Annotated in this window: 27 protein-coding genes and 1 pseudogene; 9 read left to right on the top strand and 19 right to left on the bottom strand. The window is 61.6% G+C overall.

Annotated elements, in window-relative coordinates:
- Positions 1-33: 33 nt before the first annotated feature.
- The 5 genes from pheS to KIO76_RS03670 form a co-directional block, all read right to left on the bottom strand.
- On the bottom strand, positions 34-1,116 hold the full coding sequence (gene pheS / locus KIO76_RS03690) for a phenylalanine--tRNA ligase subunit alpha (RefSeq protein WP_213321519.1): 1,083 nt from the start codon (positions 1,114-1,116) through the stop codon (positions 34-36).
- Positions 1,117-1,341: 225 nt separating this feature from the next.
- Positions 1,342-1,704 (bottom strand): 50S ribosomal protein L20, encoded by a 363-nt coding sequence (rplT, locus tag KIO76_RS03685; protein WP_213321518.1) that lies wholly within the window; start codon positions 1,702-1,704, stop codon positions 1,342-1,344.
- A gap of 41 nt (positions 1,705-1,745) precedes the next feature.
- Entirely contained in the window at positions 1,746-1,949 is a 204-nt protein-coding gene (rpmI, locus tag KIO76_RS03680; protein WP_110377182.1) for a 50S ribosomal protein L35, read from the bottom strand.
- 222 nt (positions 1,950-2,171) lie between these two features.
- Entirely contained in the window at positions 2,172-2,702 is a 531-nt protein-coding gene (gene infC / locus KIO76_RS03675; RefSeq protein WP_213321517.1) for a translation initiation factor IF-3, read from the bottom strand.
- 195 nt (positions 2,703-2,897) lie between these two features.
- Positions 2,898-4,163, bottom strand: coding sequence for a glycosyltransferase family 4 protein (locus KIO76_RS03670; RefSeq protein ID WP_502761832.1), 1,266 nt, complete (start codon positions 4,161-4,163; stop codon positions 2,898-2,900).
- A 54-nt stretch (positions 4,164-4,217) separates the two neighbouring features.
- Between KIO76_RS03670 and KIO76_RS03665 the strand changes: the two genes are divergently transcribed.
- The gene (locus KIO76_RS03665; RefSeq protein ID WP_213321515.1) at positions 4,218-4,991 is read left to right on the top strand and encodes an alpha/beta hydrolase; all 774 of its coding nucleotides are present in this window, start codon (positions 4,218-4,220) and stop codon (positions 4,989-4,991) included.
- On the opposite strand, the gene moeB is transcribed toward KIO76_RS03665, so the two are convergent.
- On the bottom strand, positions 4,981-5,778 hold the full coding sequence (gene moeB / locus KIO76_RS03660) for a molybdopterin-synthase adenylyltransferase MoeB (protein WP_213321514.1): 798 nt from the start codon (positions 5,776-5,778) through the stop codon (positions 4,981-4,983). The two genes, KIO76_RS03665 and moeB, sit on opposite strands and share 11 nt — an antisense overlap.
- Before the next feature lie 330 nt (positions 5,779-6,108).
- Here moeB and KIO76_RS31540 point away from each other — a divergent pair, with 330 nt between their 5' ends.
- The 3 genes and pseudogenes from KIO76_RS31540 (at position 6,109) to KIO76_RS03650 (ending at position 7,364) form a co-directional block, all read left to right on the top strand.
- Positions 6,109-6,336: a hypothetical protein gene (locus tag KIO76_RS31540; protein ID WP_349629361.1), complete on the top strand. Its 228-nt coding sequence runs from the start codon at positions 6,109-6,111 to the stop codon at positions 6,334-6,336.
- Positions 6,279-6,524 (top strand): annotated as a pseudogene (locus KIO76_RS31535) (cytidine deaminase family protein); the annotation flags it as partial. The gene KIO76_RS31540 and the pseudogene KIO76_RS31535, both read left to right, overlap by 58 nt.
- A gap of 3 nt (positions 6,525-6,527) precedes the next feature.
- The gene (locus tag KIO76_RS03650; protein WP_213321513.1) at positions 6,528-7,364 is read left to right on the top strand and encodes a purine-nucleoside phosphorylase; all 837 of its coding nucleotides are present in this window, start codon (positions 6,528-6,530) and stop codon (positions 7,362-7,364) included.
- Between the two features lie 23 nt (positions 7,365-7,387).
- On the opposite strand, the gene KIO76_RS03645 is transcribed toward KIO76_RS03650, so the two are convergent.
- From KIO76_RS03645 to KIO76_RS03635, 3 genes are all read right to left on the bottom strand, one after another.
- On the bottom strand, positions 7,388-8,269 hold the full coding sequence (locus KIO76_RS03645; protein ID WP_213321512.1) for a C40 family peptidase: 882 nt from the start codon (positions 8,267-8,269) through the stop codon (positions 7,388-7,390).
- A gap of 105 nt (positions 8,270-8,374) precedes the next feature.
- The gene (locus KIO76_RS03640) at positions 8,375-8,725 is read right to left on the bottom strand and encodes a MarR family transcriptional regulator (protein WP_213321511.1); all 351 of its coding nucleotides are present in this window, start codon (positions 8,723-8,725) and stop codon (positions 8,375-8,377) included.
- 140 nt (positions 8,726-8,865) lie between these two features.
- The gene (locus tag KIO76_RS03635; protein WP_213321510.1) at positions 8,866-10,254 is read right to left on the bottom strand and encodes a leucyl aminopeptidase family protein; all 1,389 of its coding nucleotides are present in this window, start codon (positions 10,252-10,254) and stop codon (positions 8,866-8,868) included.
- Positions 10,255-10,485: 231 nt separating this feature from the next.
- Between KIO76_RS03635 and KIO76_RS03630 the strand changes: the two genes are divergently transcribed.
- A complete protein-coding gene (locus KIO76_RS03630) occupies positions 10,486-11,535 on the top strand; it encodes a tetratricopeptide repeat protein (RefSeq protein WP_213321509.1) in 1,050 nt (349 codons plus the stop codon).
- An 88-nt stretch (positions 11,536-11,623) separates the two neighbouring features.
- Here KIO76_RS03630 and KIO76_RS03625 read toward each other — a convergent pair whose 3' ends face one another.
- From KIO76_RS03625 to KIO76_RS03585, 9 genes are all read right to left on the bottom strand, one after another.
- Positions 11,624-12,562 carry a type II secretion system F family protein gene (locus KIO76_RS03625; protein WP_249729470.1) on the bottom strand — a complete coding sequence of 313 codons (939 nt, stop codon included), beginning with the start codon at positions 12,560-12,562 and terminating at the stop codon, positions 11,624-11,626.
- 76 nt (positions 12,563-12,638) lie between these two features.
- Entirely contained in the window at positions 12,639-13,616 is a 978-nt protein-coding gene (locus tag KIO76_RS03620) for a type II secretion system F family protein (RefSeq protein ID WP_213321507.1), read from the bottom strand.
- A gap of 42 nt (positions 13,617-13,658) precedes the next feature.
- On the bottom strand, positions 13,659-15,098 hold the full coding sequence (locus tag KIO76_RS03615; RefSeq protein ID WP_213321506.1) for a TadA family conjugal transfer-associated ATPase: 1,440 nt from the start codon (positions 15,096-15,098) through the stop codon (positions 13,659-13,661).
- Between the two features lie 200 nt (positions 15,099-15,298).
- The gene (locus KIO76_RS03610; protein WP_249729469.1) at positions 15,299-16,591 is read right to left on the bottom strand and encodes a CpaE/TadZ family protein; all 1,293 of its coding nucleotides are present in this window, start codon (positions 16,589-16,591) and stop codon (positions 15,299-15,301) included.
- On the bottom strand, positions 16,588-17,331 hold the full coding sequence (locus KIO76_RS03605) for a CpaD family pilus assembly protein (protein WP_213321505.1): 744 nt from the start codon (positions 17,329-17,331) through the stop codon (positions 16,588-16,590). The genes KIO76_RS03610 and KIO76_RS03605 overlap by 4 nt, the downstream gene beginning before the upstream one ends.
- Positions 17,324-18,730, bottom strand: a complete 1,407-nt coding sequence (locus KIO76_RS03600) for a type II and III secretion system protein family protein (RefSeq protein ID WP_249729468.1) — start codon at positions 18,728-18,730, stop codon at positions 17,324-17,326. Before KIO76_RS03600 ends, KIO76_RS03605 begins: the two co-directional genes overlap by 8 nt.
- 89 nt (positions 18,731-18,819) lie before the next feature.
- A complete protein-coding gene (gene cpaB, locus KIO76_RS03595; protein WP_213321503.1) occupies positions 18,820-19,599 on the bottom strand; it encodes a Flp pilus assembly protein CpaB in 780 nt (259 codons plus the stop codon).
- 303 nt (positions 19,600-19,902) lie between these two features.
- Positions 19,903-20,409: an A24 family peptidase gene (locus tag KIO76_RS03590; RefSeq protein WP_213321502.1), complete on the bottom strand. Its 507-nt coding sequence runs from the start codon at positions 20,407-20,409 to the stop codon at positions 19,903-19,905.
- Positions 20,410-20,600: 191 nt separating this feature from the next.
- Positions 20,601-20,789 (bottom strand): Flp family type IVb pilin, encoded by a 189-nt coding sequence (locus tag KIO76_RS03585; RefSeq protein ID WP_213324992.1) that lies wholly within the window; start codon positions 20,787-20,789, stop codon positions 20,601-20,603.
- A 380-nt stretch (positions 20,790-21,169) separates the two neighbouring features.
- On the opposite strand from KIO76_RS03585, the gene KIO76_RS03580 reads away from it, so the two are divergent.
- The 4 genes from KIO76_RS03580 (at position 21,170) to KIO76_RS30860 (ending at position 23,704) form a co-directional block, all read left to right on the top strand.
- Positions 21,170-21,736, top strand: a complete 567-nt coding sequence (locus tag KIO76_RS03580) for a pilus assembly protein N-terminal domain-containing protein (RefSeq protein WP_213321501.1) — start codon at positions 21,170-21,172, stop codon at positions 21,734-21,736.
- Positions 21,714-22,313, top strand: a complete 600-nt coding sequence (locus KIO76_RS03575) for a TadE/TadG family type IV pilus assembly protein (protein WP_283771404.1) — start codon at positions 21,714-21,716, stop codon at positions 22,311-22,313. Before KIO76_RS03580 ends, KIO76_RS03575 begins: the two co-directional genes overlap by 23 nt.
- Complete coding sequence (locus KIO76_RS03570) at positions 22,310-22,939, top strand: TadE/TadG family type IV pilus assembly protein (RefSeq protein ID WP_213321499.1); 630 nt, start codon at positions 22,310-22,312, stop codon at positions 22,937-22,939. The genes KIO76_RS03575 and KIO76_RS03570 overlap by 4 nt, the downstream gene beginning before the upstream one ends.
- Positions 22,940-23,443: 504 nt before the next feature.
- Complete coding sequence (locus KIO76_RS30860; RefSeq protein WP_291976172.1) at positions 23,444-23,704, top strand: HAD-IA family hydrolase; 261 nt, start codon at positions 23,444-23,446, stop codon at positions 23,702-23,704.
- Positions 23,705-23,789: 85 nt separating this feature from the next.
- On the opposite strand, the gene KIO76_RS03560 is transcribed toward KIO76_RS30860, so the two are convergent.
- On the bottom strand, positions 23,790-24,617 hold the full coding sequence (locus KIO76_RS03560) for a class I SAM-dependent methyltransferase (RefSeq protein WP_213321498.1): 828 nt from the start codon (positions 24,615-24,617) through the stop codon (positions 23,790-23,792).
- Positions 24,618-24,638 lie beyond the last annotated feature (21 nt).

The raw sequence follows: 24,638 nt of genomic DNA, 5'->3' as shown, positions 1-24,638 counted from the left end.
GGCCATGACAGGGTATTGTCGTTCAGCGAAGGCTCAGGTCGACAGTCCGCCTGCCAGTGTCGGCAGGTCGAGCGGGCGGAAGCCGTAGTGGCTTAGCCAGCGCACGTCGGCCTCGAAGAAGGGGCGCAGGTCCGGCATGCCGTATTTCAGCATGGCGATGCGGTCGATGCCCATGCCCCAGGCGAAGCCCTGGTACTCGTCCGGATCGAGGCCGCAGTTCCGAATGACATTCGGGTGCACCATCCCGCAGCCGAGGATCTCCAGCCAGTCCTCGCCCTCGCCGAAGCGGATGTCGCCACCCTTGCGCGAGCACTGGATATCCACCTCCGCCGACGGCTCGGTGAAGGGGAAGAACGACGGGCGGAAGCGCATCTTGACGCTGTCGACCTCGAAGAAGGTCTTGCAGAACTCCTCGAGGATCCACTTGAGATGGCCGAGATGGGACGTCTTGTCGATGACGAGCCCCTCGACCTGGTGGAACATCGGGGTGTGGGTCTGGTCGCTGTCGCAGCGATAGGTGCGGCCGGGGCAGATCACGCGGATGGGCGGCTTCTTCGACAGCATCGTGCGGATCTGAACGGGGCTCGTATGCGTGCGCAGGAGCTTGCGGGTGCCCGTCTCGTCCGGCGCGAAGAAGAAGGTGTCGTGCATCTCTCGTGCGGGATGGCCGACGGGGAAGTTGAGCGCCGTGAAATTGTAGAAATCGGTTTCGACGTCAGGCCCCTCGGCGATGGAGAAGCCCATGTCCGCGAAGATCGCCGTGAGCTCGTCCATGACTTGGCTGATCGGATGGATGCGGCCACGGGTCTCCGGGCCTTCCTGCACGGGCAGCGTGACGTCGACACGCTCGGAGGCAAGCCGCGCCTCCAGGGCCTTCTCGGCCAGCGCGGTCTTGCGCGCTGCGAGCGCGGAGGACACCCGGTCGCGCAGGCCATTGATAACAGGCCCCTTCTCCCGCCGCTCCTCCGGCGTCATGGCGCCGAGCGTCTTCAGGAGCTCGGAAATCGAGCCCTTCTTGCCAAGCGCGGCGATGCGCACGGCTTCCAGGGTGGCCTCGTCTCCGGCGGCCGCAATGGCTGATGTAATGGTGGTTTCGAGCCCGGACAGGTCGCTCATCATTTCCCTCGGCGGCGTGACGCGGTCGGCCTCATGATGCGGAAGCCCGCATCTCGGGCAATTGCTGGAGCAATTGCCGGTGGCACGATGGCACGTCGATGACAGTCGGCGCGGCCCGGGGACGAAAAAAGCCCGAGACGCAACAAAACGCCCGGCGGCAATGCTGCCGCCGAACGTGATAGGCCTCGGTATGGCGAGAGAGGGCGGTCGAAGCGCCCCTCGCGATCAGGCCGCGGGAAGCGCGGCCTTCGCCTTCTCGACGATCGCCTTGAAGGCGTCCGGCTCGCGAATGGCGATATCGGACAGCACCTTGCGATCCATCTCGACCCCTGCCTTGCCGAGGCCATCGATAAATCGGCTGTAGGTCAGCCCGTGCTCGCGAACAGCCGCATTGATGCGCTGAATCCAGAGCGCGCGGATCGTGCGCTTCTTGTTCTTGCGATCGCGGTAGGAATACTGCATCGCGCGATCGACAGCCGCCTTGGCGGTGCGGATCGTATTCTTGCGGCGGCCGTAGAAACCCTTGGCAGCCTTGAAAACCTTCTTATGCTTGGCGTGGGATGTCACGCCGCGTTTGACGCGGGCCATGATCGATCTCCTGGGAAATGTTCAACGTTGCGGGAAGGCACTCAGCGGCTGTTGGGGAGGAAGAACTGCTTCACGTTCCTCGCATCACCCTCGAACAGCGTGGTTGTGCCGCGCTGATTACGGATGAACTTCTTGGTGCGCTTGATCATGCCGTGGCGCTTTCCCGCCTGTGCGGCAACGACCTTGCCCGTCCCAGTGATCTTGAAGCGCTTTTTGGCGCCCGATTTCGTCTTCAACTTGGGCATTTGGCTCTCCCATCAGCCATCCCAGGCAGTTGCCCGCCCGTCCGGCTGTCACATTGCATGTGAGCAAAAAGAACCGCCACGGCAGCCCTGGTGGCCGGGCGGTTCCAACGAAGGACGGGCTTATCGCAGAAACGAGCCCGCTTGGCAACTGACCCGCCAGCGCTTTTGCGCCTTACGGCGGGTCGTTCAAACGGCGAGGCAAACAGGTCGCCTCGGCACCTGTCAACGTGGTGCCAGAACCATCACCATCTGGCGACCTTCGAGTAGCGGTTCGCTCTCGACCTTGGCGATTTCGGACATCTCGTCCTTGACCTTGACGAGCAGCTTGTAGCCGAGATCCTGGTGAGCCATCTCGCGGCCGCGGAACCTGAGCGTGATCTTGACCTTGTCGCCTTCCTCGAAGAAGCGCTTCACCGCCTTCATCTTGACCTCATAGTCGTGGTCATCGATGCCGGGGCGGAGCTTGATCTCCTTCACCTCGACGGTCTTCTGCTTCTTGCGTGCCTCGGCGGCCTTCTTCTGTTCGAGGAACTTGAAGCGGCCGTGGTCGAGGATCTTGCAGACTGGTGGAACGGAGTTCGGCGCGATCTCGACGAGATCAAGCCCCGCTTCCTCGGCGGCGCGCAGCGCGTCGAAGAGCGGCATAACTCCGCGGTTCTGACCCGTTTCGTCGATCAGCTGGACTTCGCGGACACCTCTAATGTCTCGATTGGCGCGGGGACCCTCCTTCTGTGGAGCCGCGATGGATCTCATAGGCCTACGAATGGGAGTGCTCTCCTGTTGCCCGTCTGGTTGAGCCCTGTTTCCCGCGTGGGCGAGGCTGCCTCAAGCGCCTGCGCCACGTGGAGTTACCAGGACGGGTGGTATGTGGTTAACAAAATACGCTGAGCTAATAACATTCACGACAAGAGCCCTGAAAGTCAACAGATTCCAGGCTGCGTCCAGCGGCTATGGGGGCTGTGATGCAAATGTGTCGTATGTTTCGAGCGGTCTGCGCTCGATTAACGCTGAATATATGTCCAAAGTCTCGTTGACCATGCTCTCCAGCGAGAAGTTTCGCTCCACATGACGGCGAGCGCGCACGGCCATGCCCTGCAGGGCCGTCGCGCCGAGATCGAGTGCCTCTCCGATGGCGTCCGCGAGCGCGTCGGCATTGCCCGGAGGCACATGCCAGCCGGTGCGTTCCGAAGCCGGGACCTGGGGTGGGCTGAGCACTGTTTCTGGAACCGCGCCGAGGTCGGACACGACAACGCAGGTACCCATGGCCTGCGCCTCCACGGCGACACGGCCGAAGGCCTCCGGCTCTGTCGACGGCACGGTGACGACGGAGGCGGCGAGAAACGCTGCCGGCATGTCGACGCAGTGCCCCACACGGCGGACGATGCCTTTCACGCCGAGTCGCTCGATCTGCTGATCGAGCTCTCGCACGTAGCCGTCGCGGCCTTGATGGTCACCGGCAAGCACGAAGGCGACGTCGCGCAGGCCGCGGTCGAGGAGCTTGCGAGCCCCGGCGATCAGCACGGTCTGGCCCTTCCATCCCGTCAGGCGGCCGGCGAGCAGCACGATGCGCTCGTGCGGCGGCACGCCCCAGGATCTGCGCAAGGCCTCGACCCGATCGGGCGGTACCGCGCTGGCCGAATACTGGGCGAGATCTGTGCCGCGGTAGACAACCCGGATGCGGCCGTTGGCGATGGGATGGGCGGCGCGGATGAGATCCGCCGTATAGATCGAGTTGGCGATCACCACATCACCGCGCGCCATCACGGAATTATACATGACCTTGACGGCCGAGCGTCCGGCGTAGCTGCCGTGATAGGTGGTGACGAGAGGGATCTTGAGCGCGCGGGCAGCCGCGAGTGCCACCCAGGCGGGCGCGCGGGACCGCGCATGGAGGATCTCGACGCCGTCGTTGAGGCAGATGCGGATGAGCCGGCGGACGTTCAGCGCCATGGCCAGCGGGTTCTTGGTGCGGGCGGGAAAGGGGATCCAGACGCCCCCCTTCGCCTGCAACTCGCCCACAAGGCGTCCGCCTTCCGTCGCAACGAGGGCGCGAGCTCCCACGGCGGCGAGGCCGGCCGCGATATCAACGGTCGTTCGTTCTGCGCCGCCTGCCTCCAGCTCCGGCACGATCTGCAGGATGGCGCGGCCGGTGAGCGGATGGTTGGTCACTGTCGGCAGGATTAGCGGCGCTCCCGCTCGTGTCGGTTGGGTCACCGGTGTATGACGCCTCCTGATCGATTCGTGCATGCTAGTGCAGGAGAAAGTCTTATGGGCAACACGCCGGATCTGCAATTCCTTGGCGTCGGCGAGGGTGACGCGCGACGCGACATCGCGGTGCTGTCCCGCCCCGGCGCGGATCCAGCCGTCGTCTGGTTGGGCGGTTTCCGCTCGGATATGCGGGCCACCAAGGCGACAGCGCTGGACGACTGGGCGGCGGAGAAGGGCCGGGCTTTCCTGCGTTTCGATTATTCAGGCCATGGTGAATCCACGGGCCGGTTCGAAGATGGGACCATCTCGCGCTGGCTGGAGGAAAGTATCGCCGTCATATCGACCCATACGACAGGCGCTCCCATTCTCGTGGGCTCGTCGATGGGGGGCTGGATCGCGCTGCTCGCCACGCTGCGCCTGCGCGCGGAAAGCTCGCCCCATGCGCCCGCGGGCCTCGTTCTGATCGCACCGGCGGTGGATTTTACCGAGCGGTTGATGTGGGAGGCCTTTCCCGAGGAGGCCCGGCACGCCATCAAACGAGACGGCGTGTTCCTGCGACCGTCTCAGTATGGCGAGCCCTATGTCATCACGCGCAGCCTGATCGAGGACGGTCGCCGCCACCTGCTGCTCGATGGCGCCATCGAGCCGGGCTGTCCCGTCCATATCCTCCAGGGCATGGAAGACCCGGACGTGCCGTGGAAACATGTGCTCGGCTTCGTAGAGCATCTGCCCGGTGAGGCGGTGACGATGACGCTGATCAAGGACGGCGACCACCGCCTGTCACGCCCGGAGGATATAGAGCGTCTCGTCGCGGCGGTGGCGGCTATGGCGTGAGCGCCTTCTCGCGATTGCCCGAGCCACTCAGGACGTTGTCCGGATCCCAGCTATAGCTCAAGGTTTCGAAGCGCATAGTCAGCGCGTCGATCAATAGCAGGCGGCCGACGAGCCCTTCGCCGAAACCAACGATGGCGCGGATCACCTCAAGCGCCATCAGCGATCCAATGATACCGGGCAGGGCGCCGATGATGCCTGCTTCCTCGCAGGTGGGCACCGTACCTGGTGCGGGTGGTTCTGGAAACAAGCACCGGTATGTCGGATTTGGACTGCCGTCCGGCCCTGATTCATGGGGCCGGAGAGTGGTGAGGGACGCATCGAACGTGCCGAGCGCGCCCATGACGAGTGGTCGCCCCACATGGAACGCTGCGTCCGAAACCCGGTAGCGGGTCGCGAAATTGTCTGAGCCGTCGGCAATGACGTCATACGCGGCGAGCAGGGCCTCGACATTCTCATCGTTGACGCGCAGCCGATGCGGCGCCACGGCGACATGCGGGTTGAGGCGCGCGATCGCGTCTATCGCGCTGTCGACCTTTAGGCGGTCTATGTCCGGCGTCCCATGGATGATCTGCCGCTGCAGGTTCGACAGCGACACGGTGTCGTCATCGGCGATGCCGATGGTGCCGACCCCCGCGGCCGCCAGATATTGGAGGAGTGGGGCTCCGAGGCCGCCGGCGCCGATCACCAGGACACGCGCCGCCTTCAGCTTGGCCTGCCCAGGACCGCCGACGTCACGCAGGATGATATGGCGCGCGTAGCGCTCAATCTCTTCGCTCGACAGACTCACTATCCACCTCGTCTCGGCTGCGCTCCCACGGTCCCGTGCTGTCCTCTTGCGCTGCCTACGGATCCGTCGTGATTTTGCTGATCAGAAACGCCACTTTCGTCTATCCATTTGTTCATAAAAGGATTTTTCGGAAAAGAGATTGCGTCTCCACGGCTGGATGCTCTAGGGTCTGCTCTCACGTTCCGTGTCGTTCTCCAGACAGACGATGGCCACGTGCCTTGTTGCAACGCATCTTGTCTCAACGCGTCTTGCCACAAGAGATGGCGAATGTCGTCGGCCGATGCAATGTGCTCTGCTTCGTAACACGCGGACGAGTGCAAGGAGGCGTTCATGGACCGGACCGCGGCGAGTGAGGTCGAGGCCCTGTTTGCGGCCGCGAACACGGCACGAGACCATGCCTATGCGCCGTACTCGGGGTTCCGGGTCGGTGCGGCCGTGTTGTCGACGAGTGGTCGCGTGTTTGCCGTGCAAATGTCGAGAACGCATCTTATCCAGCCGGGCTCTGCGCTGAAGCCGTGGCAATCGGTGCGATGGTTGCGGCCGGCGATACCAGGATAGCCGCGGTGGTCGTCGTGGGTGAGGGTGAGGCGCTGACGATGCCATGTGGTGTGTGCCGGCAGAGGCTCAGCGAATTCGCCGGACCAGACACATCGGTTCATGTGGGTGACAGGCGTCGCGTCAGGCAGAGCTTTCGCTTAGGCGATCTCCTGCCCTTTGCGTTCGGACCTTCCAATCTCGCCCGTTAGGGGATGACATCCGTGACCGATACGTCCACGCCACTGCTGTATCAGGCCCGCGCCGCACTCGAGGACCGGGGCGTCATGGGCCCGTTCGATCATGCCCTGGTGCTTGGCACCGGCCTCGGCAATATCATCGAGGATGTCGAGGGTGCCGTGCAGGTGCCTTATGCCGCCATCCCCGGCTTCCCGGACAATGGGCCGGCCGGTCAACCCGGCCAGCTCGTGTCGGGCTATATGGAAGGCAAGCGCGTGCTGATTTATGCTGGCCGCGCTCATTATTATGAGACGGGCCATGCGCGGACGATGGCCCTGCCCATCGCGCTGCTCGGCATTCTCGGAAAGCCGCCCGTGCTGCTGACCAACGCGGCCGGCTCCGTCAAATCGACGATCCGCGTAGGCAGCCTGTGTGTCATCACCGACCACATCAATTTCTCAGGGCTCAATCCGCTGATCGGAGACCGGGAAGACGGCCGTTTCGTCGATATGGCGGACGCCTATGACAATCGGTTGCGCCGCCGGCTGAAGCTCGCAGCCATCGCGGCAGGCATTGCCCTGAACGAGGGTGTCTACATGTGGTTCTCGGGGCCGAGCTTCGAGACGCCCGCGGAGATCCGCATGGCGCGGACGTTAGGGGCAGAGCTCGTCGGCATGTCGACGGTGCCCGAGGTCATCCTGGCGCGCCGCTATGGTTTGCGCGTATCGGCGATTTCTGTGGTGACGAGTTATGCCTCAGGATTTGAGGATGCGCCGCAGCAGCATGGCCCAACCAAGGACATTACCGTTTCGGCCGCCGCGGGAATCAGGCGGATCATCCGCGGCTTCGTCTCGCGGCCCGATGAAATCTAGGGTTGCCAGTCCCGCCTGTTGTTTCAGGCCGCAATCGCAGGAAAGGCGAGGCGCTTGACGCTGGTGATCGGTCCGCCGCCCTTGCTCAGGCTGCGTTCCACGACATCGCTCAGGGGTTCGACAGCGACCATCATATGATGCGCGTTCGCGTGCAGTAGGCGTTCGGCGTCGATCATGATGCCGACATGGCCTTTCCAGTAGACGAGATCGCCGCGCTGCAGGCCGCGGCCCTGCTCGCCGCCCGTAACCCGGCTGGCAGCCGATGACTGCTCCTGCCGGTAGGTATCACGCGGCCAGTTGACCCCGGCCGCGCGCAAGCTGAGCTGGACAAGACCTGAACAATCGATGCCAAGCACCGTCTTGCCACCCCAGAGGTAAGGCACGTCTACAAAACGTTCGGCGGTCGCAACGAAGTCCTGGTCCCGCCAGCTGCGCAGCGGTGCGATGTGCCGCGAAATGACGAAGCCGCCATCCGCCAAGCGTGCGAAAGGCGCAGGTCCCATCTCCGCCACGGCGACTTCCGCCGCATAGGGCAGCGCACAGAGCGGTGGCAGCTTGATGCTGGGTCCGGGGAAAACGAAGGTGCGGAGTACCGCGACGGCATGCCCCGGCGGCAGAGACGGACGTCCCAGAGCTTCAGCCGGCAGATAGCCGACATAGCCGTCGCGCAGTAATTGTCCCCAAAGCCACCCCTCGCGCTCCTCGAACACTGCGACAGGCTCGCCGGCGAGAGCTTCGGTGTCGAGGGGCGCATCCGGCACGGGTTCACGCCGCAATGGTGCCGTCGGGGCCGTGACCCGCAGGAGGCGTGGCGCAACAAAAGCCTCGGCTTCGACCGCGCCACGGAGATGCAAGGCTGCGAGATCCGGTCGGGCTGCGGTCAGGCGGGGATCGAAGGCGTTCATCGGCGTGTCCTATGCGTCGCGAATCTCTGGGGCCTTATCGCGGCAATCTCGTGGCTTCAATCTCGTTGGCTTCAATCTTGCGGCCTCAATGCCGTCGCCTTTGCCTCATGGCCTCAAGGTTGCCGCTTTGGCGATGACAATATCACCAAGGCGCTCTACGGCGAGCGCTCCCTTGACAGTGCGCTGCACGACGACGTTGCGGCGATCCTTCTCGTCGCGACGGCGCGACACCAAGTCGAGCTTGCCCATGCTGTCGAGCGCGCGCGTGATCACCGGCTTCGTCACACCGAGCTTGCGCGCCAAGCCGCGGACCGTATGCGGCGGTGTGTCGAGATAGATCGTGAGGAGGATAGCCATCTGCCTGAGGGACAGGTCGATGTCCTCGTCGCGCACGAGCTCCAGCGTGACGTCGTGCCACAATGTGAGTGCTTGCAAAGCACGGATTTCAACGGACATCGGCCGGGTCCGGCATTCGTTACGGACCCGTATTCATATCGGCTGGCATGGCTCGATCACAATTGCTTCTTCGCGGCGAGGTTAAGAGAACGTCGCCTGATGCCCGCATGACAACTTGGAGATTGCCGCGCTCAAGGAGTTTACCCGCCGTAGCGCTCCTTGAGATAGGCATAGACGAGCCGTGCCGCCTGCACTTCCCCGCCCTCGGGCCGTCCGGGCCTTGCGGACGGTGTCCAGCCGAAGATGTCGAAATGCACGTAAGATCCGGCTTTCTCCACGAACCGGCGCAGGAATAGCGCTGCTGTCACCGAGCCGGCGAAGGCGCCGCCTGAGATATGATTCACATCGGCGACCTTCGAGGTGAGCATGGCATCGTAGGGCGGCCAGAATGGCATCCGCCAGACCGGATCATTGACTGCGCGCGAAAGGCTGGCGAGGCGCACGGCCAGTTCATCGTCATCGGTGTAGAAGGGGGGCAGATCCGGTCCCAGCGCTACGCGCGCAGCACCCGTCAGGGTCGCGTAATCGACGATGAGGTCCGGTGCTTCCTCATCAGCCAGCGCCAGCGCATCGCCGAGGATGAGCCGTCCCTCCGCATCCGTATTGCCGATCTCCACGGTGAGCCCCTTTCGGCTCGGCAGGATGTCGCCGGGACGAAAGGCCGAGCCCGAGATGGCGTTTTCCACGGCCGGGATCAAGACACGTAGGCGCACTGGCAGCTTGGCGCCGATGACGAGTTCTGCGAGCGCCAAGACCGCAGCCGCGCCGCCCATATCCTTCTTCATCAGTGCCATGCTGGCCGGCGGCTTGATATCGAGGCCGCCGGTATCGAATGCCACCCCCTTGCCAACAAGCGTGACCTTGGGATGATCGGCGTCGCCCCAAGCCAGATCGATGAGACGCGGCGCCACGGCGGAGGCCCGTCCGACCGCATGGATCATCGGGAAATTGCCGGCAAGGAGATCGTCACCAACGGTGACCGCGATAGTCGCCCCGTGGCGTTCCGCGACCACGCGGGCCGCCGCCTCGATGCCATCCGGTCCCAGATCGTTCGCAGGCGTATTGATAAGATCGCGCCCGAGCGCAACCGCCTCGGCGAGCCGGGAGAGTTCCGCGCCGTCCACACCCGCCGGCAGGACGAGACGCACCGCTGGCTGCGTCTTCTTTGCGCGATAGCGATCAAAACGATAGGTGCCCAGCAGGAAGCCGAGCGCGGCATTGGCCGCCGCCTCCTGCGGCAGCCGTTCAAGGCGGTAGGTGCCTTGGGGCAGGAGTGGCGGCAGCTTGCCGGGAAGAAACGGATCCGCATCCGCCCTCAGCGGCGACCAGCCGAAGAGCACAGCAGTTATGCCGCCTTCCGCGTCGGGGAGGACGAGGTGGCTGCCATTGTCGGCGGCGAAGCCTTGGGCGATCGCGAACGTCCGCGCTGCGGCGGGGAGTGCAGCGAGCACCTCGAGAAGCGAGTCGCTGGAGACAATGATCACCGGAATCGATTCGGCGACAGAAGAAGTAACGATGGAAGGATGCACTGACGATCCTCAAACCTGATTGACGCGCCCGCAGCAGCGATCACGCCTGCTTTTTGCGTAGCACGAATGTAACAGGTCATCGCACATTGGTCTCCAGCAATAGGGGAATGCCACGATTGCATTGCGGCTGGCTTTTGCTTGGCGGATACGACTGGTAACCTGCCGTTAGGGTTAATCGAGTTTGAATGGAGTCCAAGCCGGGATAGGCAATTTCCAGGTCGACGAGAGCGCATGAAACCTTCACCTTCAACCGTGACGCTCTTGCAATTTCCGGTGCAGCGGCAGCTCAGACGGCGGCCAATAGCCGCTCTGGCTTTCGCCTGTATGCTGTCACCGCTCCTTGGTGGGTGTATTCCGGATCTGCAAAAGGCCGATATCACCGGCTCGATCTTCCCGCTGAAGCGCGCAGCCAAGACCGCCGAGCCGACGGAAGCCGATTGGCGCGAGCTCGCAGAAAAGGCTGGCAAACGCTATGAGGCCAATCCCGATGACAAGGTTGCGGCACTTGCTTACGGGCGGTCGCTGCGTGAGATCGGCCAGCATCAGCAGGCAGTGGCCGTGCTGCGGCAGGCGGCGCTGCGTGCGCCGCAAGACAAGGCGCTTCTGTCCGCCTACGGTCGCGCGCTGATCGACGTGGGCAACTTGCGTGAGGCGGGAGATGTGCTCGCGCGGGCCCATACACCCGATAAACCAGACTGGCGCGTGCTCTCGGCGCAGGGGACGGTGGCGGACCAGCTCGGTGATCAACCGGGAGCCCGTCGCTATTATGAGGCCGCCTTGCGCCTTGCGCCCGACGAGCCTTCCATTCTTTCCAACCTCGGCCTTTCCTACGCGTTGTCGCGCAACCTGCCAGAGGCGGAGAAGGCGTTGCGCCTCGCAGCTGCGAGTCCGAAGGCAGATAAGCGCGTGCGCCAGAATCTCGCGCTCGTGCTTGGATTGTCGGGTCAAGCCGCCGAGGCGGAAAGCCTTCTGAAGGAAGACATGACACCTGAATCCGCGGCACGCGGCGTTGCCTATCTCAGGCAATTCGTTGACAAGCCGCAAGCTGCCGCGCGTGCAGCGCAGATGCCGGGCGGGCCTCAAACGGCAATCGACGCGAAGCGATCCTCGCGCTCTGCCGTCAACGAGCCGGCGGCTCGCGAGAGACGTGCGCGGGTGTCAGCTGTCAACAGTGACAAGCCGATCCGGCCGACCTCGCCGGCCTCGGCGAGGTCGACCAAGGCGGCCGGGCAGGCTTATGAAAGGCCACTTGGTCTCCCGCTGCGCCCATCTGTAGAGTGACGCATAACACCGATATGCTCGACCGGCGCGTCAGGCAGGCGAATATTCTTCGGAGGCTGTTCTCAAGGTTATATATTGGGACCAGTCGCTACTTCCATTTGAACACTTGAATAAGCGCTGGCGTGATGATCACCATGAACAAAACCGGTAGGAAAAAGAGGATCATCGGGACGGTCAACTTAGGTGGGAGGGCGGCGGCTTTCTTCTCCGCCTCGTTCATGCGCGCATCTCGACTTTCCTGGGCCAGAACGCGTAGCGCCTGGCCCACCGGAGTTCCGTAACGTTCTGCCTGAATGAGCGCGGTCGTTACGTTCTTCACAGATTCCACACCTGTGCGAATACCAAGATTTTCGTAGGCTTGCCTTCGTTCGGCCAGGTAGGAAAGCTCAGCCGTCGTCAGCATCAGTTCTTCTGCGAGGGCGATGGATTGCGCGCCGATCTCCTGACTGACCCTGCGGAAGGCCTGCTCGACGGACATGCTTGATTCGACGCAGATGAGCAGCAGATCGAGGGCGTCCGGCCAGGCCCGCTTGATGGATTGCTGCCGCTTCTGTGTCCTGTTGGCGAGGAAGAGCTCAGGCAGCTTGATGCCGGCATAGGTGGCCGCGATGACGATGCCAAAACGGATCATTCCAGGGAATTGCCCGACCTTGAGCACGAACATGTAGGTAATCGCGATAAGACAGAAGCCGATGGGTGAAATAAGCCGGAAGAAAAGGAAATTTATCTCCGCGGAATTACCCCGAAACCCGGCCATGCTCAGTTTCATTTTCGCTGTTTCAGTGCCGAGCCATTGCGAAAGATTGAGGCGGTCAACGACCTGCTTCATGTAGGCTTTGGGTTCGGGACGCAGGCTCGCACGCTGAGCTTGGGCTGCGCCGAGGCGTTCGCGCTCGCGCTGACGAATGCGCTCTCGCTCCGAGGCGACAGATTTCATGCGCTTGCCTAAAGTATCAGCCATCATCAGGGGCATGGCTAGCGTCAAAACCGTCGCGCCGACGCAAAGCGCGATCAGAATGCTGAGCATGAATTGCCGGTCTGTGATTATGCTGAGCAAAGTTGCCATGATGCACCCCCGGCAATTGTTACAACGCTGATCGCATTCAAATATCGAAGCTGATCATCTTCTTCATGACCAGAATCCCTATGGCCATCCACAAGCCGGATGCGGAGAGCGCAAGCATTCCGGTGTTCGTCGTCCAGAGAAAGGCGATATATTTCGGACTCGTTATATAAACGAGAGCGGTGACGATAAAGGGGAGGGCGCCGATGATAGCAGCGGACGCCTTTGCTTCCATGCTCATTGCCGTAATCTTTCCCTTCATCTTTCGACGCTCACGCAAGACGCGGGACAAATTGCCCAAGGCTTCGGAAAGATTGCCGCCGGACTGCTGCTGGACGGCTATGACAATGGCGAAGAAATTCGCTTCCGCCGCCGGGATGCGCTCGGGCAGGCGGCCGACGGCGTCGGCAACGGGCATGCCGAGAACCTGGGCTTCGACGATCGCGCGGAACTCGCTGCGCACCGGCTCCGCCGCTTCGCTGCCGATAATCTTCAGGCAATCGCCGACCGGCAGGCCGGCGCGGATGCCTCGCACAATGATGTCGAGCGCATTGGGCAACTCTTCGATGAAGCGGTTTATACGGCGCTTGGTGAGATAGGAGAGGATCCAGCGCGGAAGGCCGGATGCGCCTACGAAGAGGCCGCCGGCGGCGACCCACAGATTGCCGGACGACGCGCCCAGGAGGAGGCCGACGAGAAGACCGACGATCATGCTGACGGCAAAGAAGCGTTTCTTGGTCCAGGCTAGCCCGGCCCGGGCCAGCCGCGTTTCAAGCGGGACCTTGTGCTTGGCCTTTTGGCGGGCCTCTAGATCCCGCAGGCTCTGGGCGATTTGATCGCGTCGGTTCGCGGCGCCGTTCGCCCGTTCAAGGGCGCGCTGCGCCGGCGGCGCGACGAAGGTTCTCTGTCGCTCCTCGATACGGGCGCGCGATGAGAGATACGGGAAGAACAGGACATAAGCCGCCGCGCCAGCCGCAATCGTTGACAGTATGACGATGAGAAGGGCGTCAGCATTCATGGTGTGATCTCATGGCAAGCTTATCGCGCGATCCCCGATCGTCTATGCAGCGCCGGCGATGCCGGCTTTCTGCTCGATAGTGTCGAGGGCCCGCGCCAACCGCTGCTCTTCGCCGAAATACCGCGCGCGCTCCCAGAAGCGCGGTCGACCTATTCCCGTTGAGCGGTGATGCCCGACGATGTGGCCGTTCCCGTCCTCGCCCACGATTTCGAAGGTCATGAGATCCTGCGTGATTATGATATCGCCTTCCATCCCCAGTACTTCTGTAATCTGGGTAATGCGGCGCGAACCGTCACGCAGGCGCTGGGCCTGAACGACGACATCGACGGAGGCGCAGATCATCTCGCGAATGGTGCGGGAAGGCAGTGAAAACCCGCCCATCGTGATCATCGACTCGAGACGGGAGAGGCCTTCGCGCGGGGTGTTGGCGTGGAGCGTACCCATCGAACCGTCGTGGCCGGTATTCATGGCTTGCAGGAGGTCGAACGCTTCCGGTCCACGCACCTCGCCGACGATGATGCGTTCGGGGCGCATACGCAGGCAATTGCGCACAAGGTCACGCATCGTCACCTGCCCCTGTCCCTCCAGATTGGGAGGGCGTGTTTCCAGCCGGACGACGTGGGGCTGCTGAAGCTGCAGTTCTGCCGCGTCTTCGCAAGTAATGATGCGCTCCTTGTCCTCTATGAACCGCGTCAAACAGTTAAGCAATGTTGTTTTTCCAGAGCCCGTCCCGCCCGAGATGATGACATTGCAACGCACGCGGCCGATAATCTGCAGGAGTTCTGATCCTTCCGGAGAAATGGAGCCATAGCGGACAAGATCATCGAGCGTCAGCTTGTCGCGTCGAAATTTACGAATCGTCAAGGCCGGGCCGTCGATCGACAGTGGGGGGCCGATCACGTTGACGCGTGATCCGTCCGGCAGGCGCGCATCGCAGATAGGTGAGGCCTCGTCGACGCGCCGCCCGACCTGACTGACGATGCGTTGGCAGATATTCATGAGTTGCTGATTGTCTCGGAAGCGTATATTCGTGCGCTGAATGCGGCCGGATACTTCGATATAGGTGCGATCCGCGCCGTTTACCATAATATCGGCGATGTCGTCGCGTGCCAATAGGGGCTCGAGGGGGCCATAGCCCAAGACATCGTTGCAGATGTCCTCGAGCAGTCCTTCCTGCTCGGCGATCGACATAACGAGGTTTTTCAGGCCGATAATTTCCGTAACGATATCACGGATCTCGTCACGCGCGCTCTCTGCGTCGAGCTTCACGAGCTGCGTCAAATCGATCGCCTCGATGAGAGCCGCGAAGATCATGTTCTTCGTTTGATAATAGCCATCGGAGTGGAGCGGCACATCCGGCGTATGCACGGGAGCTGGCACCGGGGCCGATGGCGGGAGGCGCGTCTCCGTGGCACTGGGCGCCGCGACGGCGGGCTCGGGCTTGCGGGCTAAGGCTTCCTGGCCGGGTCTTTTGCCAAACATTGCAACAATACTCCTATAGCGCGGCGAGGCTCTCCGATGCAGCTTGCGCGGCGTTGCGATGTCCCACGCGTGTTCCATGGATCGATGCCGCCATGAAGTAACGGCCGGAAGCTGCTTTTTACTCACGGTCAACTGTTCAAAACGGCGCCGCATACCTCGTCTGAAGGCGAGCTGCCGTGGTCAACGAGGGGCGTGGTATCTCATCTCAGCGTGCGCGCTTTTTTTAAGGCGGCAAGCTTGGCGAGTAGAGCTTGCAAGAATTTAGCTTCATCTGTGCTCTTCTTTGTTCGACCCATGATGGTGGTTGCGAGTTCGTTTATTGTACTCGCAGCTCGACTATTCGGCTGCGCCTGGTGCAACATATGGCCGTTGTTGGCGGCATTCCCGAAAAGCTGGGCGTCGAACGCAATTGTGGCGGACGGCGTGAGGCCGACGGCCTTCGCGAAATCCGGAGCGCTGATCTCGGGTCGTTTGGGCAGCCCGAGCTGGTTGAGGACCAGATAGGGCTGGCGATCCGAAGGCCGCGCCTGGCGCAGCATGTCGACCATGTTCTTGGTGTTGCGCAAGCTTGCGAGATCGGGACCCGCGACGATCACGATCATGTCCGCGTCGACGAGAGCGTGGCGTGCCCAGGAAGTCCACATATGCGGCAGATCGAGAACAACCACCGGGTGCGCCGAACGCAGCGTGCCGAGAAGTTTATCGACGATGGATTGGTCGAGATCCCACGGACGATCGAGTACTGCGGGGGCCGCTAGAAGGTTGAGGTTCTCGGTGCATTTCACCATGAGGCGGTCGACGAAATTGTTGTCGAGCCGGTCCGGTGCAGCCAGCGCGTCGGCGATGCCCTGCGGCGGATCCAGGTTGAGATTGAGGCTCGCCGTGCCGAAAGCGATGTCGAGATCGGCGATGACCGCGGCGAGACCAAGCTCCCGCGCTATGGCCGAGGCCAGATTGTGGGCGATTGTCGAGGCGCCCACTCCCCCTTTCGCGCCGACGACGGCAACAATACGACCGAAGGCCTGGCTATCCGGCCGGTTGAATATATTGGTGATCGTGCGGATGAGATCGAGCGGTTCCACCGGCGCGATCAGGTATTCGCTAACACCGCGGGTTATCAGGTCGCGATAGAGCTGAATATCATTGACATGGCCGACAACGATGACCTTGGTTCCGGGATCGCAGACATGAGCCAAACCATCGAGCGCTTGGAGTGTCTCGGCACGTCCTGTCTGCGTTTCCACGATGATCACATTGGGGGAATGCGTATTGCCGAGCGTTGCTTCCGCGGCCGCGATGCCGCCATGGTGAATGGCGACTTGCGCACGCAGCATATGCCGGTCTCGGGCAGCCGCGACGATGCTCTCCGTCGTCTCCGTGGTTTCGCAGAATGCCGCCACGGCGATTCGCGGCACTGGCGGCATGGCCGGCGGCAGTGGATCGGTTGGCTCGGAGGGTGGAGGAATGGCGGAGCGAAGGACGGGAGTCGTCATTGGCCCAAATCCTCGACACGCTGCGTCGATCGATAGACCGTCGACGGGTCCTTGCCCTGGCGCAGTTGGCCAATGGCGCGTAGGCGCTTCTGCGTGTCCGGCACACTTTCCTGGCGGGGACGGGCAAGATCGAGTGGTTCGGCGACCTGGGCCGCGAAGTTGGCCTGGTAGGCACAGCCGAAGTTCCAATAGGCGGCGTTGGTCCACCCATCTGTCGAGCTGCCGCTGGCAAGATCGGCGGGCCAGCGGCCGCAGGCGCTCGCGACGGTGACGCCGAGCTTCATGAAGCTGAGGCGCACGGTCGGCACGGCATCATCGTCTCCGGGGCTGTAGCTTGCCGTGGCGATCGCGGTCGCGCCGATGCCGGCCGCCGAAAGTTCGCGCTGCGCCGCCCGAAGGGTGGCCTGCACAGCGGCTTCCTGCCCGGTGCCAGCCGGCACGAAGATGCGGACATTGCTTTTGCCGTAGCGCCGGTAGTTGCCGGCGAAGGCGTGGATGTCGGCAGCTTGGCGGCCATCGAGATGGCTTCGGCCCGTGACGGCAATGTTCAACAACTCTGCCCGATCGGTGATCACGAGTGGGTGGCGCTGTCGATAGTCATAGGGGATATCGAGGCTTTCCACCCGCCGGTTCGCTCCGCAGGCCGAGAGGATGAGGGGCAGTGCAGCGCAGACGGCAAGACGGCGCGTGAGCCTTGGTCCGCGGCGACCGCCGGGATGGGTGGAGCGGTCGTCAGTCATTGATGAAACCGATGCGATTGGGGGCGCCGCCCCTGATGGCCTTGTCCGCTTTCGGCCCATAGATGCGATTGACCCGACCGAGGAATACACCCTGAGGATCCATGGCATCGGCGAAGCCATCATCCGGGCGGGTCATTTCGTGAGCGCTCATTGGCTTGGCGATATAGGGGCTCACCGCGATCATGAGTTCCGTTTCCTGGCGCTGGTAGTCTCGCGAGCGGAAAAGGACGCCGAGGATCGGAAGATTGAGCAACCCCGGCAGGCCCGTGATGGCTTGGCGCGAGTTCTGCTGGATCAGCCCCGCGGTGACCATGGAGCCACCGGACGGCAACTCCACCGTGGTCTCAGAGCGGCGCACCTTGAAACCCGGAATGTTGAACGACGCATAACGCGTTGAATTCTGCGCATCTATTTCCGACACCTCCGTCGCGACACGCAGGCTCATGCGCCCTTCACTCAGGACGACCGGCGTGAACGTCAGCGCAACACCGAATTTCTTGAACTCGATTGAGGGCGTGCAAGTGGAGGTTCCTGTCCCGGAGCAACTATAGCCGGACGGAATGGGCACTTCGCCACCCACGAGGAAGGCGGCCGTCTCGCCAGAAATCGCGGTCAGGGTCGGTTCCGCCAGGGTGCGGGCCACGCCGGCTTGCTCGAGCGCGCGCAACGTGACGCTATTCTTACTGCCGAAGTTTGACGCGACGGAGTTGCCGGGCGAGCCTTGCACGGGAAACGCGTTGGCCGTCGCTGCGTCCAAAGATATGCGCCCGAGATTCCAGGTGCCGGATGAGTCCACACCGAGTTGTTTCAGGACATTGCGTTGAACTTCGGCGATGGTGACCTTGAGCATCACCTGGTCCTTGGCACGAACAGTCAAGGCGTTGATGACGTTCCCTTTTCCGCCTCCGCTCGCAGCAGAGCTCGTTGCGACGAATGCACCGGCGACATCGGCAATCTGCTGGGCTTCCACGGCTGAACCGACGGAGCCGGTGAGGAGGATGGACTCTCCCACCGCGCGCGCGTCCACTACGGCGTGGGGCGCGACAGCCTTGATGGTCTGCCGCAGGACATTCAGGTCACGGCCGACGGTGATGTCGATCGAGGCAAGCTGCTGGCCCGTGTCATCGAGCGCGATGATTGATGTCGCGCCGTCGCCGACACCAATGATGAAGAGCTTGCGCGTCGACCGGACCACCGCATTCGCGACTTTCGGATCCGCGACGAAGACCTCCTTGGCGTCCCGCGAGAGATTGATGATCGTCGAACGTCCAATGGACAACTCGACCCGCCGCATTTGGGCCGGTTCGTAGCTGATGCTGGGCCTCAATCCATTGTCAGCCAACGCCGGAGCGGTCAGCAATACAAGCAGGCCGGTCACCGCTGCGAGAATTGCTCGCAACAGGACGCTCCGGTCGAAACATCGATGTGGGGATGGCGGGAGCGACGGAATTGTCGCAAGGCCTGGTTCGGGCAGAAAGCGCATGCCGATCAGCGTCCTCCTGTCTGGGACGCGACTCCGAAACGCACGATTGTCATGCTGTCCTCGGGATCGATCGCGATGGCAGCGACATTCGCATCGGTGAGGGAGCGCAACACGAGCGAAAGCTGCCCGTTTTTTTGAGCGCGTGTCAGGATCTCCGCCTGGCGCGGATCAACCTCCAGCGTCGCATTCTCGCCGCTGACCACACGTTCGCCGGCTTTTTCCTGCACGATCTGACCGATGGCAAGCACCCTTATGTTCTGCAGGATGGTCTGCGCGAGGATCGTCTCGTTGCTGCCCTGCTGCTCGCCTCTATAGGTACGAATGACGTCGACCCGATCATTGGGCAGAATGAAGCCGCCAGCGGAGCTGCTGCCACGGCTGTCAATCGTGATCGCCATCGCGCGCTTGCCGGACGGAAGCATTGCAGACATGAAGCCGGAGCCATTTGCCTTTATTAGACTCTCGCGCCGAACGAGATCGCCACTGGCTATGCTCGCACGGACGATCGTGCCCGTGAGCTCCGTGACAGCTTCCGGGGTGTCGCGCTTCGTGATCGCGTGGGCCGGAAGGCTCTCAGCAGGCCAGATCTGCCATCGCAGATTTTCCGCCTTGACGGTGCTGCCCATGCCGAGGTCGCTCGCAGTCACCAGAACTTCCACAGTCCGCAAAGCGGGCTGTGCCGGAAGTGACGGTGCCGGAGGTCTTGTCGTGCCACGTGCCAGATACGCCGCCGAGATGCCAGCGGCCAGTGCTATGCCGAGAACGACGAAACGTGCTGATTTCATTGCAGCCGCGATCCAACGTCACGCTGAACAGGGTTGAGGGGCGGCCGGCCGCGGAGACGTCCGCTACATCTAGCCAGCCAGAAAGGACTCATACCTACTGATGCGCCGGAATGGCTGAAAACCATCGGCGGATATATCAGTACATGGCAAGACAAAGGAGTGTGGCCTTTTATGCCCGCCAATATGTCAACTAATGGTTAACAAGATAAAATCTGAAAACACCCACTCTTACGATAAGAATTTATGAAGATGCTGCGCGCTTGCAGATCTATTATCATAAATTTCGATAATATACACGCTTTGCTATAAAAGGACGATTGCTTTCCAGATTACGCTTTCGGGGTAGACAATCAAGCCCGCAGCTGCGAGCGCCATGCCGTAAGGAACGCCCGTGCCTGCGCCGTGAAGCCGACGTGCCCACGCCCAGGATTCCGCGAAGAGAGGTAGCGGCATACGTCTAGCGGCCAGCAGCGCCAACGTGAGGCCCGCCCCGATCAGCGACGTGAGGATGGCATAATCCAGCAATGGCATGGTCGGACCAAACCAGAGCGCGGTTGCCGCCGCCAGTTTTGCATCCCCTCCGCCCATCCACCCGCATGCGAAGAAACAGAATGTGACCCCAAGCATGAGAACGGCAGCGGTTGCATGAAGGCCGATCGTGGTCGCCGGCAGTCCCGCGGCGGGAGCAAAGAAAGCGAAGCCGACAATCAATATCAAAGGGATGAAATTCGGGATCGTCATGGTCATGATGTCGTTGACGGCAGCAAGTATCATTAAAAATGGGAATAGAATAAGAAGTGCGATTAGCATGTTGGTTGATCTTCTGAATGATAATCTTGCAAAGAAAAACGCGTTCGTGAATCGCCGACGGGCGTCTATCTAGGCTCAAATGAGAAAAGCGGCCGCTGTGCCGATGAGGGCACGCGACCGCTTTGCATGATTCCGGGAGCCAGTATTCCACAGTTGTCTGGCTATGCGGACTTGTATTCGTGGTCCCTCAATCAGTTCGCGGTATTGGCGGCTTCTGTCGTGAGACGACCACCAATGCCGTTGAACAATGCGGACAATCCGGTTTCAAGCTGGGTCAATGCGCCAATAATGGCGACAGCCACCAGGGCGGCGATCAAGCCATATTCAATAGCCGTTGCGCCTGTTTCATCTTCCAGAAAACGCGAAAACAACATTACCATTTTTGCTGCTCCTTGCACCAGGTTCTCATCATCAGACGCCTCTCGTTGTTTGGCGCTACCGGAACCATGACTGACCCTAACACTGCAACTATTGCTCCTCAGTTAAATTCAAGGAAAAAGAGATGCAGAGTTTTATCTCCTTATCTCATGGTCAACATGTAGTTGATAAGAATTTTTCGCAAGAAATGTCTATTCAATTATTATTTTGGATCATAAGGGACGTTTTTTGGAAATACACATCATGGAAATAATAGCTCGCCTTTTGATGGGCGTGTGAGATGTGCTGCGCTTCATCAAGTTGCGCGATGATGGTTATCCGAACGTTCATTGTCTGGGTCGTAGAGTCGGGGGTATCTCTATCTGCCTGAAGATCACGAGCCATGCATAAGTTTTATCGACAGTCGGCATGCCGGATTTTGCGGTTCCGTCTGCTTTCCGGCGAGTACACGAGCATGCTTTCCGGCCTGCGCATGCCGCCTGGTTCCCGGGTAAAGGGTGCGATGGCGGGTTTCCTTGTCGCTTTGGGCATGGCAATCGTGCCCGATAGTCGCGTTCTCCACGCGGAGCCAACAGATACGATCAGCGTCAGAACTAATCAGGCGAAGATCATTCGCCTGCCTGAGAACGCTCAGACCGTGATCGTCGGTAATCCGTCGGTGGCGGATGTGTCGTTACAGAAGAACAACGTACTCGTAGTGACGGGAAAGAGTTTCGGCACGACAAATGTGATCGCTCTCGATGCACGCGGTGTCGTGGTGGGGGAATCGCTCTTGCGGGTTGAGGCTTCGCCAGAAGGAATAGTGGTCGTCCAGCACGGGCGACAGCGGCAAAGCTTTATCTGCGCGCCGAGCTGCGAGCCGACGCTTGTCATCGGTGACGACAGCGAAGCTTTTCGTGCTTTGAAAAGTCAGATCGAGGATCGCAATGCGCTTGCGCAGGGCAGATAGGCGAGACGACGCAGTCCAGGCGCCGCGTCGCGGCCTTCTGCGGGCTGCGCAGCCATTCGCGCGCGAGACGGGCGGCGTTACAGCCATCGAGCTCGCAATGGTCGCGCCGCTCTTTCTGGCGCTCGCTTTTGCCATCATCCAGACCGCACTGATCTTCTGGGCGCAGCAAGTGCTGGAAACCAACGTGGACGACGGCGCGCGGCTTGTGCTGACTGGTCGCTCGCAAACAGGTGGTACAAGCGACAGCGCGCGCTTGACAAGCCTGCGGAACAGCATCTGCGACGGCTCACCGATCGTCATGGTCGGCGCGAACGAGTGCAAGGCCAATTTGCATCTCGATGTGCGGGTGCTGTCCAGCTTCAATCAGGCGGACTTGAACATGCCGATACGGGACGGGGCGATCGACGTTTCGGGCTTCGGTTATCAAAGCAGTGGCGCAAACCAGATCGTGCTTGTCCGGGCCGCGCTCGAACTGCCGGTGTTCATCGCCTTCGGCAACCCGGCCATTGCAAATCTCGACAATGGCAATCGCTTGATCATGGCAACAGCCGCATTCCGGACGGAGCCATTCGAATGACGGGTCCAATGTACTGCCCGCAAACACGCAAGCTGCGCAACCTCCGTTGTTTTGCGAGCTCACGAGAGGGAATCGCGGCGATCGAGTTCGCGCTGGTCATGCCGGTCATGGCCCTCATCTATGTCGGCTTCGTCGTCATCACCAACGGCGTTGCGCTCAATCGCAAGGTCTCTATCATGGCGCATACGCTGGCGGACCTGACCGCTCGAGTGCAGATCGTTACTGATAGCGAGCGGGATCTTGTTTTCAGTGCTGCGCGTGCTGTTCTCGCGCCTTACGCGACCGGCGGGGTTACCCTGGTGCTATCCAGCGTCTATATCGACAGCAATGGTGTCGCCAAGGTGGTCTGGAGCGATGCCAATCGCAGCGGGGCAGCACTGACGCGGGGCTCCGATTATACCTTCCCCGCCGGAGCAGCAGGCTTGGCGATAAGGAATTCGTCCTTGATCGTTGGGGATGTGACCTATCCCTATATCGACGGCTGGGCGGATGTCCTGAGCTCGCTCGGTTTTCCCATGTCGGCCTTTCGCGATGGCGTGCTGACGATGCGGGAGACGCGCACATTGACGCCGCGGCTGGTGCCGCGCATCTCGCGCATCACGAGCAACGGCACGGTGTATCAGTAGTGAATGCTGAAATGCGTTGGCACCCCATCCCGATTTCCGATAGAGCAGAACTTGCGCGGCAAGCGCCGTGGAATGGTGACAGGTGATGCCAGCCGCCGGCGTCCGGCAGTTGGGGTCTTGGGAACGAGAGATGATGACGACGCAGGCTGAGGCTTCTCCCCCCCGTGTCGTTGTCTTCGATATCGGGGCGGTTCTTCTGGAGTGGGACCCGCGGCATCTCTATCGTAAGATCTTTGTCGGCGATGATGCACGTATGGAGCACTTTCTCACCGAGGTTTGTACGACGGCCTGGAATCTCGAGCAGGACCGCGGGCGCTCCTGGGCCGAGGCTATCGCTGAGAGAACGGCGCTCTATCCGGATTGGCAAGCTGAGATCGCAGCTTTCGACGGTCGTTGGGAAGAGATGGTGCCTCACGCGATCGAGGGCACGGTGGCCTTGCTCGCGGCGCTGCGCAGCGCGGCGTCCCGACCTATGCAATTACGAATTTCTCTGCTGAGAAATTCGTGCTCGCCCGAGAGCGCTTTCCCTTTCTCGGAGGCTTTGATGGTATCGTCGTGTCCGGCGAGGTTCGCCTCGTCAAGCCGGACCCTGCGATCTTCACGCTCTTTCTCGAGCAAAACGGACTAACCGCCGGCGAGTGCTTGTTCGTCGACGACAATGCGGCCAATGTCGCGGCGGCGCGCGAGTTGGGCTTCACCGTGCACCAGTTCACCGCGCCCGAACTCCTGGCGGATGCTCTGCGGGCGTCTGGATTTCCCCTGTAGAGCGGCTCCGACCGCAGGGGCGCCGCTCTGTTGATTGCAAGGGGTATGATCTATCCTGAGATCGCATGCACGTGTCTGCGGCGCGCTAGAGCGCCCGGGCGATCATAGCGATCGGGGCAATATGCCCCCTTTGCAAGGCGCCGAGCACATTTTCCATCCTTTGTCCGCCGGCCGGACCCATCAGGAGATGGAGGCCAAGCGGCGGCGCTCCCTCTTTCTCGACCTTGTCCCGCATTGCGCGTGCGAGATCCAGCGCCAGCAAGCTCCGATCATGCGCTTCAGTGATGACAAAGCCGGCGCTTTCCAGGGCATTGCGATACGTATCGGGTCGCTCGACATAGCTCGTCGCACTCGTTTGTGCCCAGGGCATGGGGAATGGAAGCTCTACGTCGTCGAGCCGCATGATGTCGTAAACGCCAAATCGGCCGCCCTGCTTCAAGATGCGGCGGATCTCCGAAAACAATGCGGTCTTGTCCGGAATATTCATGCCCACATGGATGAGGGTCGTGGCATCGAAGTGGCTGGACGGGAAAGGTAACGCGAGGGCGCTCGCCTGGGTGAACGAAACCCGGTCATCGAGGCCGCATCGCTGCGTCAAGGCCGTCGAGACAGCAACATAGTCCTCGGTGAGATCGATGCCGGATACGACGCAGCCGTAAGTCTCCGCGAAATAGCGGGCCGGGCCGCCGATCCCCGAGCCGACATCCAGCACGCGCTCGCCTTTTGTCAGCCCGAGGTCGCTCGCCAGGGCGGCGGTCGCTGCATGCCAGCCGAGGTGAAATTCGTCTGCGCCCCGAAGATCGGCCGATGTCAGATGATCGACATCCGCGCCCGAGGCGCGCAACGCATCGAGAATTGCGCTTTCGAGGCCCGCTCGGCTGTAGTGGTTTGCAACCTCTCGTTCGGTGTCCATGGCCAGTTCCCCATTGTCCGG

This window comes from Chelatococcus sp. YT9 (assembly GCF_018398315.1).
Classification (GTDB): domain Bacteria; phylum Pseudomonadota; class Alphaproteobacteria; order Rhizobiales; family Beijerinckiaceae; genus Chelatococcus.
This window is presented reverse-complemented; position numbering and strand designations above follow the sequence as displayed.